At 44.9% G+C, this 13139-nt stretch carries 11 protein-coding genes and 2 other RNA genes; 12 read left to right on the top strand and 1 reads right to left on the bottom strand.

Annotated features, from left to right (window positions below; all coding sequences use genetic code 11):
• Positions 1 to 14: 14 nt before the first annotated feature.
• The 6 genes from yrvC (at position 15) to dtd (ending at position 6680) form a co-directional block, all read left to right on the top strand.
• On the top strand, positions 15 to 512 hold the full coding sequence (gene yrvC / locus BSU_27640; RefSeq protein NP_390642.1) for a putative potassium transport accessory component: 498 nt from the start codon (positions 15 to 17) through the stop codon (positions 510 to 512).
• Between the two features lie 75 nt (positions 513 to 587).
• Positions 588 to 911 carry a hypothetical protein gene (yrvD, locus tag BSU_27630; protein NP_390641.1) on the top strand — a complete coding sequence of 108 codons (324 nt, stop codon included), beginning with the start codon at positions 588 to 590 and terminating at the stop codon, positions 909 to 911.
• A gap of 66 nt (positions 912 to 977) precedes the next feature.
• A complete protein-coding gene (recJ, locus tag BSU_27620; RefSeq protein ID NP_390640.1) occupies positions 978 to 3338 on the top strand; it encodes a single-strand DNA-specific exonuclease in 2361 nt (786 codons plus the stop codon).
• 5 nt (positions 3339 to 3343) lie between these two features.
• Positions 3344 to 3856, top strand: a complete 513-nt coding sequence (gene apt / locus BSU_27610) for an adenine phosphoribosyltransferase (RefSeq protein ID NP_390639.1) — start codon at positions 3344 to 3346, stop codon at positions 3854 to 3856.
• 167 nt (positions 3857 to 4023) lie between these two features.
• The gene (rsh, locus tag BSU_27600; RefSeq protein NP_390638.2) at positions 4024 to 6228 is read left to right on the top strand and encodes a GTP pyrophosphokinase (RelA/SpoT); all 2205 of its coding nucleotides are present in this window, start codon (positions 4024 to 4026) and stop codon (positions 6226 to 6228) included.
• 53 nt (positions 6229 to 6281) lie between these two features.
• On the top strand, positions 6282 to 6680 hold the full coding sequence (gene dtd / locus BSU_27590; RefSeq protein ID NP_390637.2) for a gly-tRNA(Ala) deacylase / D-Tyr-tRNATyr deacylase: 399 nt from the start codon (positions 6282 to 6284) through the stop codon (positions 6678 to 6680).
• 26 nt (positions 6681 to 6706) lie between these two features.
• Here dtd and yrvJ read toward each other — a convergent pair whose 3' ends face one another.
• Positions 6707 to 8263 (bottom strand): putative N-acetylmuramoyl-L-alanine amidase, family 3, encoded by a 1557-nt coding sequence (gene yrvJ / locus BSU_27580; protein NP_390636.1) that lies wholly within the window; start codon positions 8261 to 8263, stop codon positions 6707 to 6709.
• 132 nt (positions 8264 to 8395) lie between these two features.
• Here yrvJ and yrzK point away from each other — a divergent pair, with 132 nt between their 5' ends.
• The 6 genes from yrzK (at position 8396) to tcdA (ending at position 13114) form a co-directional block, all read left to right on the top strand.
• The gene (gene yrzK / locus BSU_27570; RefSeq protein ID NP_390635.1) at positions 8396 to 8566 is read left to right on the top strand and encodes a hypothetical protein; all 171 of its coding nucleotides are present in this window, start codon (positions 8396 to 8398) and stop codon (positions 8564 to 8566) included.
• A gap of 59 nt (positions 8567 to 8625) precedes the next feature.
• Positions 8626 to 8858, top strand: an RNA gene (tboH, locus tag BSU_misc_RNA_42) — T-box riboswitch controlling synthesis of histidine and aspartate tRNA ligases.
• Positions 8859 to 8947: 89 nt separating this feature from the next.
• Positions 8948 to 10222, top strand: a complete 1275-nt coding sequence (gene hisS, locus BSU_27560; RefSeq protein ID NP_390634.1) for a histidyl-tRNA synthetase — start codon at positions 8948 to 8950, stop codon at positions 10220 to 10222.
• 13 nt (positions 10223 to 10235) lie between these two features.
• Positions 10236 to 12014 (top strand): aspartyl-tRNA synthetase, promiscuous (also recognizes tRNAasn), encoded by a 1779-nt coding sequence (gene aspS, locus BSU_27550; protein ID NP_390633.1) that lies wholly within the window; start codon positions 10236 to 10238, stop codon positions 12012 to 12014.
• Positions 12015 to 12065: 51 nt separating this feature from the next.
• Positions 12066 to 12266, top strand: an RNA gene (gene ssrSB, locus BSU_misc_RNA_41) — 6Sb RNA.
• A gap of 83 nt (positions 12267 to 12349) precedes the next feature.
• Positions 12350 to 13114, top strand: a complete 765-nt coding sequence (gene tcdA / locus BSU_27540; RefSeq protein NP_390632.3) for a tRNA threonylcarbamoyladenosine dehydratase (t(6)A37 dehydratase) — start codon at positions 12350 to 12352, stop codon at positions 13112 to 13114.
• Positions 13115 to 13139: the final 25 nt, after the last annotated feature.

Genomic DNA, 13139 nt, shown 5'->3' with positions numbered 1-13139 from the left:
AGGAGGGTTTATATATGAGGGTTCGCGAATCAGAGCTGCCGGGCATAGGACAAAAAGTTGAAATGATTACTAGAAACCGTGATAAAATTTCAATTATCATTCATCATGACGGACGGAGAGAGCTTTACTATTTTGACGAAAACGACCATGAGGAATGTGTTGCCTCCGTGCAGTTTGATGACGCTGAAGCAAGGCAAATGTCTGCAATTCTTGGCGGAATGGCATATAAACCGAAAGCATTAGAACAGGTCGAGTCAGCCCTTGATGATTTGATTATAGAGTGGTGTAAAGCAGAGGCGGGAGCGCCTGCCATTCATCAGACGATTGGTGATTTGAATGTGGGTCAGGAATATCATGTGACGGTCATTGCAATTGTTAAAAAGAATCAGGATAAACAACTGAATCCGAGCTCTGAAACAGTCATTGACGAAGGCGATACACTTGTGATTTCCGGTGAGGGAACCGGACTGAAGAGGCTGATCCGGGAAAAATTAACAGCAAAGGGAGCTTAACCTAGTGTTAAGCCATGTTTAAAACCAGTCTTGATTGGGAAAGTTACCTCAATAAGAAGTTTGGGGGAAAAGAGAATGAATAAACAATGGACCATTATTTTCGCACTTATTTTCACCTTAATTGTCGCTATTTTCGCAGTCATTAATGTTCGATCCGTAGAAGTTGATTACCTGTTTGGAAGATCAGAATGGCCGCTCATTCTTGTTATTTTGGGCTCAGTTTTAATGGGAGCACTGATCGTATTTTCTGTCGGCATTTTTCAGGTAATGAAATTGAAGCGGGAAATAAAAACCTTGCGGAAAGAAAATAGAACAGCAATACATAAACAAGAGGATACTCATCTTGCTGATCAGACTGACACACAGGATGCATCAGCCATGATTGAGAAAAAAGACTAGTTTTCGAATATTATTTGAAACCCCTCAGCCTGCTCTAGTATAATAGGGTGGTTGAGGGGTGAATTTATGTTAGCGTCAAAAATGCGATGGGAAATCCAGCGACCAGATCAGGATAAGGTCAAATCACTCACAGAACAATTGCATATAACACCTCTTGTTGCGTCCCTGCTTGTAAAAAGAGGCTTTGATACGGCAGAAAGCGCTAGGCTGTTTTTACATACAAAGGATGCCGATTTTTATGATCCTTTTGAAATGAAAGGCATGAAAGAAGCGGCAGATCGAATAAAACAGGCGATTTCACAACAAGAAAAGATTATGATATATGGCGATTATGACGCCGATGGGGTTACAAGTACGTCAGTGATGCTTCACACGCTGCAAAAACTGTCGGCTCAAGTTGATTTTTATATACCTGACCGTTTTAAAGAAGGATATGGACCTAATGAACAGGCGTTTCGTTCGATTAAAGAACGGGGCTTCTCTTTGATCATTACGGTTGATACAGGAATTGCCGCTGTGCATGAAGCGAAGGTGGCAAAGGAACTCGGACTGGATGTCATCATTACCGATCATCATGAACCGGGACCGGAGCTTCCGGATGTCCGTGCGATCGTCCACCCGAAGCAGCCTGGCTGCACTTACCCGTTTAAAGAGCTTGCCGGGGTTGGAGTCGCGTTTAAGCTTGCCCACGCTTTATTGGGTGAACTTCCTGATGAACTGCTTGACCTGGCGGCTATCGGCACCATTGCCGATCTAGTCCCGCTGCATGACGAAAACAGATTAATAGCAACACTAGGACTTGAAAGGCTTCGACGGACAAATCGGCTCGGCTTAAAAGAGCTGATTAAGCTGTCAGGCGGAGACATCGGAGAAGCGAACGAAGAAACAGTCGGATTTCAGCTCGCACCAAGGCTGAATGCCGTCGGAAGAATCGAACAGGCGGATCCCGCTGTTCATTTGCTTATGTCAGAGGATTCGTTTGAAGCGGAAGAGCTTGCCGCAGAAATTGACCAGCTGAACAAAGAGCGCCAAAAAATGGTCAGCAAAATGACGGATGAAGCGATTGAAATGGTTGAACAGCAAGGGCTCGATCAAACTGCAATTGTCGTGGCCAAAGCCGGATGGAACCCGGGAGTCGTCGGGATTGTGGCTTCAAAGCTTGTGGACCGTTTCTACCGACCGGCCATTGTTCTTGGTATTGATGAAGAAAAGGGAATCGCTAAAGGTTCGGCCCGAAGCATCAGAGGATTTAATTTATTTGAGAGCCTTTCTGAATGCAGAGATATTCTTCCTCATTTCGGCGGCCATCCAATGGCTGCGGGGATGACGCTGAAAGCCGAAGATGTGCCGGATTTGCGAAGCAGGCTGAATGAAATAGCGGACAATACGCTTACGGAAGAGGATTTTATTCCCGTACAGGAAGTCGACCTTGTCTGCGGCGTCGAAGACATTACAGTTGAAAGCATCGCAGAAATGAACATGCTGTCTCCTTTTGGCATGCTGAACCCGAAACCGCACGTTCTCGTAGAAAATGCAGTACTGGAAGATGTCCGCAAGATAGGGGCAAATAAAACTCATGTCAAAATGACGATCAGAAACGAGTCGTCCCAGCTTGATTGCGTCGGTTTTAATAAAGGCGAGCTTCAAGAAGGCATCGTACCGGGTTCAAGAATTTCCATTGTCGGTGAGATGTCAATCAACGAATGGAACAATCGAAAAAAGCCGCAGCTTATGATAAAGGATGCCGCTGTTTCTGAATGGCAGCTGTTTGATTTAAGGGGAAAACGGACGTGGGAAGACACAGTTTCCGCCCTTCCATCTGCTAAACGGGCCATTGTCTCTTTCAAAGAAGACTCAACAACATTACTTCAAACTGAAGACCTTCGCCGAGAAGTGCACGTCATCAGTTCTAAAGATCAAGCAAAGGCGTTTGACCTCGATGGTGCATATATTGTATTACTGGATCCGCCGCCTTCGCTGGACATGCTCGCACGTTTGCTGGAAGGAAAGGCGCCCGAGCGGATATATTTTATTTTTCTCAATCATGAGGACCACTTTTTATCAACTTTTCCCGCAAGAGACCACTTTAAATGGTATTATGCGTTCTTGCTGAAAAGAGGCGCTTTTGACGTGAAAAAACACGGTTCAGAGCTTGCAAAACATAAAGGCTGGTCCGTTGAAACAATCAATTTCATGACAAAGGTGTTTTTTGATCTCGGTTTTGTTAAAATAGAGAATGGTGTGCTGTCTGTTGTGAGCGGAGCAAAGAAACGCGACTTAACAGACTCACAAACATATCAGGCGAAACAGCAGCTGATGGAACTGGATCAAAAGCTGAATTATTCTTCTGCTGAAGAGCTGAAGGAATGGCTGAATAAGCTGATGAAACAAGATTCAGAGGCTTATGAAAGTACGAGGAGGACATAAAACAGATGGATTTAAAACAATACGTAACAATTGTACCGGATTACCCGAAAGAGGGCGTGCAATTTAAAGATATTACGACACTGATGGATAAAGGCGATGTATACCGCTATGCCACAGATCAAATTGTTGAATATGCGAAAGAAAAGCAAATTGATTTGGTCGTTGGCCCTGAAGCGCGCGGCTTTATTATCGGCTGTCCCGTTGCTTACGCGCTTGGCGTAGGTTTTGCGCCGGTCCGCAAAGAAGGCAAGTTGCCTCGTGAAGTAATCAAAGTGGATTATGGCTTGGAATACGGAAAAGACGTATTAACGATCCACAAAGATGCGATTAAGCCTGGTCAGCGTGTGCTTATTACAGATGACCTGCTTGCGACAGGCGGCACAATTGAAGCGACAATCAAACTTGTTGAAGAACTTGGCGGCGTTGTTGCTGGTATCGCTTTCTTAATCGAGCTTTCTTACCTTGACGGCAGAAATAAGCTCGAAGATTACGACATCTTAACATTGATGAAATACTAAGGATAACCGCATAACGAAAAAGCACTCCATGTCAGGGTGCTTTTTTCCTATTGTTTTGCATTTATTTTATATAATATTTGGCTATTTGAACTTCTGCTCTTTACATCTTTCGTTTTTTTCTTGATAATAAACTACAATACAGTTTACATTTTAAAAAAGGTGATTCCATGGCGAACGAACAAGTATTGACTGCCGAGCAAGTTATAGATAAAGCACGCAGCTATCTATCTGATGAGCATATCGCATTTGTCGAAAAAGCATATCTGTACGCTGAAGATGCTCATCGCGAGCAATACCGCAAATCGGGCGAGCCATATATTATTCATCCGATTCAGGTTGCGGGGATACTCGTTGATCTTGAAATGGACCCTTCCACAATCGCGGGCGGATTTTTGCACGATGTCGTGGAAGATACAGATGTGACGCTCGATGACCTGAAAGAAGCATTTTCCGAAGAAGTGGCAATGCTTGTAGACGGCGTAACGAAACTCGGCAAAATTAAATATAAATCTCAAGAGGAACAGCAGGCGGAAAATCATCGCAAAATGTTTGTCGCTATGGCTCAAGATATCAGGGTCATATTGATCAAGCTGGCGGATCGTCTTCACAATATGCGGACACTGAAACATCTGCCTCAGGAAAAACAGCGGAGAATCTCCAATGAAACGCTGGAAATTTTTGCTCCTTTGGCGCATCGTCTCGGGATTTCAAAAATTAAGTGGGAATTGGAAGATACGGCGCTCCGTTATTTGAACCCTCAGCAATATTACAGAATTGTCAACCTCATGAAGAAGAAACGTGCAGAACGAGAGCTTTATGTCGATGAGGTTGTCAATGAAGTGAAGAAACGTGTCGAAGAAGTAAATATCAAGGCTGACTTCTCGGGACGCCCGAAACATATTTACAGCATTTATCGAAAAATGGTGCTGCAAAATAAGCAATTCAATGAAATTTACGATTTGTTGGCTGTCCGTATTCTTGTGAATAGCATAAAGGACTGCTACGCGGTGCTTGGCATCATTCACACATGCTGGAAACCGATGCCAGGCAGATTCAAAGATTATATCGCAATGCCGAAGCCGAATATGTATCAATCGCTTCATACAACGGTTATTGGGCCTAAAGGCGATCCGCTTGAAGTGCAGATCCGCACCTTTGAAATGCATGAAATAGCGGAATACGGGGTTGCGGCTCACTGGGCTTATAAAGAAGGGAAAGCAGCCAATGAAGGTGCAACCTTTGAGAAAAAGCTTTCTTGGTTCCGTGAAATTTTAGAATTTCAAAATGAATCGACAGATGCAGAAGAATTTATGGAATCGCTCAAAATTGATTTGTTCTCTGACATGGTGTATGTCTTTACGCCAAAAGGAGATGTAATCGAGCTTCCGTCCGGTTCTGTTCCGATTGACTTTTCTTACCGGATTCACTCTGAAATCGGCAATAAAACAATCGGTGCCAAAGTAAACGGAAAAATGGTTACGCTTGACCATAAGCTTCGGACAGGTGATATCGTTGAAATTCTCACCTCTAAGCATTCCTACGGTCCGAGCCAGGATTGGGTGAAGCTTGCCCAAACATCCCAAGCGAAGCATAAAATCCGTCAATTCTTTAAGAAACAGCGGCGTGAAGAAAATGTCGAAAAAGGCCGTGAGCTGGTCGAAAAAGAAATTAAAAACTTGGATTTTGAATTGAAGGATGTTTTAACGCCGGAGAATATTCAAAAGGTTGCTGACAAATTTAATTTCTCAAATGAAGAGGATATGTACGCGGCGGTCGGTTACAACGGCATCACAGCTCTGCAGGTGGCGAACCGCCTAACAGAAAAAGAGAGAAAGCAGCGCGACCAGGAAGAACAGGAAAAGATCGTTCAGGAAGTCACTGGGGAACCTAAGCCATACCCGCAAGGAAGAAAACGGGAAGCTGGCGTTCGTGTCAAGGGCATTGACAACCTCCTTGTCCGTTTATCAAAATGCTGCAATCCTGTGCCAGGTGATGATATTGTCGGCTTTATCACAAAAGGCAGAGGGGTTTCGGTCCATCGCGAAGACTGTCCGAATGTCAAAACGAATGAAGCCCAAGAGCGGCTGATCCCGGTAGAGTGGGAACATGAGTCACAAGTTCAAAAGCGCAAGGAATACAATGTTGAGATAGAGATTCTTGGGTATGACCGCCGCGGATTGCTGAACGAGGTACTCCAGGCAGTGAATGAAACGAAAACCAATATTTCATCTGTCTCTGGCAAATCGGATCGCAATAAAGTGGCAACCATCCATATGGCGATTTTTATCCAGAATATCAATCACTTGCATAAAGTCGTCGAGCGTATTAAACAGATTAGAGATATCTATTCTGTGCGCCGCGTCATGAACTAAAGGGGTTAGAAAAGAGATTAGTTGTTCAGCGAGTAACAGAAGCAAGCGTTACAGTGGACGAAGAGGTCGTCGGCCAAATTGGACAAGGCCTTATGGTGCTGGTCGGCATCACTCACGATGATACAGAAGATGATGCAGCTTATTTAGCCGATAAAGTTGTCAATCTCCGTATTTTCGATGACAGTGAAGGGAAAATGAATCTGTCTCTTGTAGATATAGGAGGAGAGATTTTATCCGTCTCACAGTTTACGCTTTATGGAGATACGAAAAAAGGGCGCCGGCCGAACTACATGAACGCGGCCAAACCTGATAAAGCTTTAGGTCTTTATGAAAAATGGAATGACCTGCTTCGTGAAAAAGGAATCAAAGTGGAGACCGGAACGTTTGGAGCAATGATGGATGTTCAGCTTACAAACTCCGGACCGGTCACGCTCATTATGGATTCAAAATAAAAAAAGCTGCCAAAAGGCAGCTTTTTTTATTGGAAGTATTTCTCTAATCCGCTTTCGATCCCATCTGTTACTTTTTCTTGGTATGAATTGCTATGTACAATGGCTTCTTCCTGCGGATGGCTTACATATCCCAGCTCGTACAGCATAGCGGGCTGTCTGTTTTCCCGGAGCACATAATAATCTCCGAATAATACGCCGCGGTCTGGAATGGAAGAACGCTTCACCACTTCTGAGTGGACATCTGATGCGAGTTCCTGATCTTTGGCAGGACTGTAGTAATATGCTGTACTGCCTCTTGTAGAGGTATCCGCATAGCTGTCATAATGAATGCTGATAAAGGCGTCAGCGTTACGGTAGTGAGAGGTAGAGACCCGTGACTGCAGGCTGACAAAGGTATCATCCTGGCGTGTCACATATACATCCGCTCCAGCCGATCTAAGTTTGCTGGCGAGCAGTTTTGCCGTTTTGATCGTCAGGTTTTTCTCGAATTTCCCCGAATACCCGATCGTTCCGCTGTCTTTTCCTCCATGTCCCGGGTCAACAATAATCGTTTTATTGTTTAGAGAGCCGTTTCCAGACGGGGAATCAGAGACTGGCGGTTCACCTGCTTCTTCTGCGCTTTTAGACGTTTGGACCACCCAATTGGCTACATAAGCAGTCTGCCCGTTATCAAGCTTTATTTCATACCAGCTTCCCTTTGAACCGGTAATGGTGTATGAATCTCCTTTGGCAGCGCGCTCAACGATCGAAGCTGATGTTGACGCATCACTTCTTAGATTCGTTCCTCCGTACATGATATAGGCTTTTTTAGCGGAGGATGAACTGCCGGCATTTGCTGAATCATCAGCTGGAACAGAACTAGTCAAAAGGTAATGGCTTGCAACCCAGCCTTTTAGCCCGTTCACCTCAATGTGAGCCCAGCCATTTTTCTCGTTGAGAACCGTCAGTTTCGTTCCGCGATCAAGTTTTGTTATAATTGCCGCGTCATGTGAGGCGGAGGCTCTTACATTTAGCGAAGAAACACCGACTGTGCCCGTCGTTGACGCACCGGAATCCTCGGTTTGGTCACTCTCATCAGACGCTGAACTGCTGCCTCCTGATGTGACATATTCAGATGATACCCATCCGGTGGCACTGTGATAGGATATCTTGATCCAGCCCGAATCTTTATCAATGACAGATGCTTGGCTGCCTTGCGGGAATTTGCCGATGACTTCGTAGGAAGTGCCCGGGCCGCTTCTCATCCGCAGATCGGGGTCTGTTGATGTCACAGTGTCACTGCTTCCTGAGGAGCTTGTGCTGGCCTGGTCTTCCTTTGTAATAAGCCAGGAGACTACCCAGCCCTTTTCTCCAGAACCAAGCTGTATCTGCACCCAGTCTCCATCTTCCTTTAAAATTGGATAGCGTTCTCCCTTTTTTACTTCCGCTGTAATGCCGTAGCTAAGCCCTGGGCCGCTTCTGACGTTCATTTCATCTGTTGCGATGACCGCTTCTCCTTGAGCAGCTGTAACGGATGAAAAGGTCGGGAATAGCGCTGAGGTGAAAATAATACATACAATAAGGACAAAGTATTTCTTGTTCATTGTGTCCTCCTTTCTGATGATCATTAAAAAAGCATTCTTGTTTAATATCGTAAAGTCCTTTCTGATTTTTAAATAAAAATAAAATGATTTGTTTATACTAAGCGTAAATACAATCAAAAAGGTGTGCAAATCATGAAATATCATCCAAAAATGGGACGTGCATTTCACGACGGTGAAGCGAATCTGCATTACAGCGATCACGCAGATCCCGATACGACTGGTTATCTTACGGAAACAGCATCTGAATTTGGTCTTATGTCCAAAGAAGCAGCGCTGAGGAAAAACAACCGGAATAAAGCTTGACAGAGAACCCCAATCCCATTATTATAATAGAAATTGAGTACATAGCAAATGATGAAAGATTTGAACCAATAATGGAGAAGAGTAGGTCAGATTGCATGATTAGAGAGGAACCCGCCCCAGGCTGAAAGCGGATCCCATTGCGTCTTTCTCGAAACAACACTCCGGAGGTTTCCTGCTGAACGCGTGAATAACGCCATTAGGCAGTGAACGTGAACCTGCGTTAAAGGATCGAGCGGGAATATGAACGTATTCCAACTAGGGTGGCACCACGGGTATAACTCTCGTCCCTACTATCATGTATAGTAGGGGCGGGAGTTTTTTTCATTTTCATCATTAACGATCATTGGATATTTTATAAGGAATACATAAGGAGGTCTACCTATGGGATATAACATTCCGAGAGGAACACAGGATATTCTGCCTGGAGAATCAGATCGCTGGCAGTTTGTTGAACAAATTATGAGAGACACTTGCCGCACTTATCAATATAAAGAAATCCGCACACCGATTTTTGAGCATACAGAACTGTTTGCCAGAGGCGTCGGAGAATCAACGGATATCGTACAAAAAGAAATGTATACCTTCGAGGACCGCAAAGGCAGAAGCCTGACGCTTCGTCCGGAGGGAACAGCTGCTGCGGTTCGCGCTTTTAATGAAAACAAGCTGTTCGCAAATCCTGTACAGCCGACAAAGCTTTATTATGTCGGGCCGATGTTCCGTTATGAACGTCCTCAGACGGGCCGTTACCGCCAGTTTTATCAGTTTGGAATTGAAGCGATTGGTTCGAAAGACCCTGCAATCGACGCTGAAGTAATGGCGCTTGCGATGAGTATTTATGAAAAAGCAGGTTTAGAAAACGTTAAGCTTGTCATAAACAGTCTCGGCGATCAAGATAGCCGCAAAAGCTACAGAGAAGCGCTCGTGAAACACTTCGAGCCTCGCATCGAAGAATTTTGTTCAGACTGCCAGTCCCGGCTGCACACGAACCCGCTTAGAATTTTGGACTGCAAAAAAGACCGTGATCATGAGCTGATGAAATCGGCACCTTCGATTTTGACATATTTAAATGAAGAATCAGCCGCTTATTTTGAAAAAGTGAAACAATACTTAAATGATCTTGGCATTTCGTATGAAATCGATCCGAACCTTGTGAGAGGGCTGGATTATTACAACCACACCGCATTTGAAATTATGAGCAATGCGGAGGGCTTTGGCGCGATTACGACACTTGCCGGCGGCGGACGCTACGACGGGCTTGTCGAACAGATCGGCGGACCTGAAGCACCGGGCATCGGATTTGCGATGAGCATCGAACGCTTGCTTGCCGCAATTGATGCTGAAAAAAGAGAGCTGCCTGTTGATAAGGGAATCGACTGCTATATCGTCACACTCGGCGAAAAAGCAAAGGATTATTCTGTTTCATTGGTGTACAAACTGAGAGAAGCAGGCATTTCCAGTGAAATCGATTATGAAAATAAGAAAATGAAAGGCCAGTTTAAAACAGCTGATCGCTTAAAGGCCAGATTTATTGCGATTTTGGGTGAAGATGAGCTTGCCCAAAACAAAATCAATGTAAAGGATGCACAGACGGGCGAACAGATTGAAGTGGCACTTGATGAATTTATACATGTGATGAAGGCAAACCAAAAGGGATAAGGAGTGAAACGCATTGTTTGGAAGAACATATTATTGCGGTGATATAACTGAAAAAGCAATTGGCGAATCTGTAACGCTGAAAGGCTGGGTCCAAAAAAGACGAGACCTCGGCGGATTGATTTTTATTGACTTGCGTGACCGTACGGGCATTGTTCAAGTCGTTTTTAACCCTGATGTGTCAAAAGAAGCGCTTGCTATTGCGGAAGGCATCAGAAATGAATACGTGCTTGATATTCAAGGAAAAGTGGTGGCGCGTGAAGAGGGAACAGTTAATCCGAATTTGAAAACAGGCGCGATCGAAATACATGCTGATGGAGTGAACGTATTAAATGCTGCAAAGACACCTCCATTTGCGATTTCTGATCAAGCTGAAGAAGTGTCAGAGGACGTTCGTTTAAAACACCGTTACTTAGATTTGCGCAGACCGGCTATGTTCCAGACGATGCAGCTGCGCCATAACGTGACGAAAGCTGTTCGCAGCTTTTTAGATGAAAATGGGTTTCTTGATATTGAAACGCCGATTTTAACAGGAAGCACGCCTGAAGGCGCACGTGACTACTTGGTGCCGAGCCGTGTGCACGAAGGTGAGTTCTACGCGCTGCCGCAGTCTCCGCAGCTATTTAAACAGCTTCTGATGGTATCAGGCATTGAACGATATTATCAAATTGCCCGCTGTTTCCGCGATGAAGACTTGCGTGCGGACCGTCAGCCTGAGTTTACGCAAATTGATATTGAAATGTCCTTTATGAGCCAGGAAGACATTATGTCATTGGCTGAGGAGATGATGGCAAAGGTTATGCGTGAAACAAAAGGTGAGGAACTTCAGCTTCCTCTTCCTCGAATGACGTATGACGAAGCAATGAACAAGTACGGGTCTGATAAACCGGATACGCGTTTTGACATGCTTTTGACGGATGTGTCTGACATTGTAAAGGATACGGAATTTAAAGTGTTCTCATCAGCTGTAGCAAACGGCGGCGTGGTCAAAGCCATCAATGTAAAAGGCGGTGCCGGCGATTACTCCAGAAAAGACATCGACGCTCTTGGCGCTTTTGCTGCAAACTACGGGGCAAAAGGGCTTGCCTGGGTGAAGGTTGAGGCAGACGGAGTGAAAGGCCCGATCGCTAAATTCTTTGATGAAGAAAAGCAGTCTAAGCTGATTGAAGCACTTGATGCTGCTGAAGGTGATTTGCTGCTGTTCGGAGCGGATCAATTCGAAGTTGTGGCCGCATCACTCGGCGCCCTGCGCTTAAAGCTTGGGAAAGAACGCGGACTGATTGACGAAAAATTGTTCAATTTCTTATGGGTCATCGACTGGCCGCTATTAGAGCATGATCCGGAAGAAGGCCGTTTTTACGCAGCGCACCATCCGTTCACAATGCCTGTCCGAGAAGACCTTGAGCTGATTGAAACAGCGCCTGAAGACATGAAAGCGCAAGCTTATGACCTCGTCTTAAACGGCTATGAGCTTGGCGGCGGTTCAATCCGTATTTTCGAAAAGGATATTCAGGAAAAAATGTTTGCGCTTCTCGGCTTCTCACCAGAAGAAGCGGCTGAACAGTTCGGATTCCTGCTGGAAGCATTTGAATACGGCGCTCCTCCGCACGGCGGAATCGCACTCGGCTTAGACCGTCTCGTTATGCTTCTCGCTGGACGTACGAACCTGAGAGATACGATTGCATTCCCGAAAACGGCAAGTGCAAGCTGCCTGATGACAGAAGCGCCAGGCGAAGTAAGCGACGCCCAGCTTGACGAGCTTCATCTTTCTATCAAGAAAAAAGTTAAGAACTGAATTTGCAGTTCGATTCTTGAAAATCAAAATCGTCTGTGATATGATTTTGACAAGTTAAATAAAGTCCTGATGTGTTAGTTGTACACCTAGTTTTGACCGAACATTTTTTTGATTTGGGAGCCCGCATTTTTAAATGGCGTACATGCCTCTTTTCATTCGGTAAAGAGGACTTACAAGATTTAAAAGAGGGCACCCACCTGCTGAGAGCGGGTTCAAAACAAAGGAAAGCTGCAACGGCACTATTGGGACTTTATTTTTTGTGCGCAGAAAAAACGGCTGCTCATGGATCAGCCATTTTATAGATGAAACCAGAATACGAATGTGGAGTGAGGTTCTTGTTACACCAGTTTTCACGCAATGAATTAGCTATCGGAAAAGAAGGCCTTGAAACGCTGAAAAACAGCACAGTTGCTGTGCTTGGAGTCGGGGGAGTCGGGTCGTTCGCGGCGGAAGCTCTCGCGCGGTCAGGCGTCGGCCGCATTCTGCTTGTCGACAAAGATGATGTCGACATTACAAATGTAAATCGTCAGCTTCACGCGCTGCTTTCAACTGTCGGACAGCCGAAAGTTGATTTAATGAAGGCGCGGATCGCAGACATTAACCCGGAGTGTGAAGTGATCGCGTTAAAAATGTTCTATACGGAGGAAACGTATGAGCAGTTTTTTGACTATGGTCTTGACTATGTCATTGATGCGTCAGACACCATTTGTTATAAAATTCATTTAATGAAAGAATGTCTAAAACGGGATATTCCGCTCATCTCCAGCATGGGTGCTGCAAATAAAACGGATCCGACACGCTTCCAAATCGCTGATATCTCAAAAACGCACACTGATCCAATTGCGAAGGTCGTTCGTACGAAATTACGCAAGGAGGGTATCAAAAAAGGCGTTCAAGTGATTTTCTCTGATGAAAGCCCGATTGTTATTCGGGAAGATGTCAGAAAAGAAGTGGGGAATGACGAAGCGAAAATACGTAAAGCAAAAATGCCGCCTTCCTCTAATGCTTTTGTGCCGTCAGTTGCAGGTTTGATTATGGGCGGACATGTTGTCATGGATCTTTTGAAAGACATTGAAATCAAACGTGTGAAGGATAAATAATGCATAAAAACAGCCTTGATGATCA

Origin of the sequence: Bacillus subtilis subsp. subtilis str. 168, assembly GCF_000009045.1 — a bacterium.
GTDB lineage: Bacteria > Bacillota > Bacilli > Bacillales > Bacillaceae > Bacillus > Bacillus subtilis.
This window is presented reverse-complemented; position numbering and strand designations above follow the sequence as displayed.

What these genes read in the sequence shown, in the direction of transcription:
- yrvC (NP_390642.1), top strand. Translation starts at nt 15, where the DNA reads ATGAGGGTTCGCGAATCAGAGCTGCCGGGCATAGGACAAAAAGTTGAA.
- yrvD (NP_390641.1), top strand. Translation starts at nt 588, where the DNA reads ATGAATAAACAATGGACCATTATTTTCGCACTTATTTTCACCTTAATT.
- recJ (NP_390640.1), top strand. Translation starts at nt 978, where the DNA reads ATGTTAGCGTCAAAAATGCGATGGGAAATCCAGCGACCAGATCAGGAT.
- apt (NP_390639.1), top strand. Translation starts at nt 3,344, where the DNA reads ATGGATTTAAAACAATACGTAACAATTGTACCGGATTACCCGAAAGAG.
- rsh (NP_390638.2), top strand. Translation starts at nt 4,024, where the DNA reads ATGGCGAACGAACAAGTATTGACTGCCGAGCAAGTTATAGATAAAGCA.
- yrvJ (NP_390636.1), bottom strand. Translation starts at nt 8,263, where the DNA reads ATGAACAAGAAATACTTTGTCCTTATTGTATGTATTATTTTCACCTCA.
- yrzK (NP_390635.1), top strand. Translation starts at nt 8,396, where the DNA reads ATGAAATATCATCCAAAAATGGGACGTGCATTTCACGACGGTGAAGCG.
- hisS (NP_390634.1), top strand. Translation starts at nt 8,948, where the DNA reads ATGGGATATAACATTCCGAGAGGAACACAGGATATTCTGCCTGGAGAA.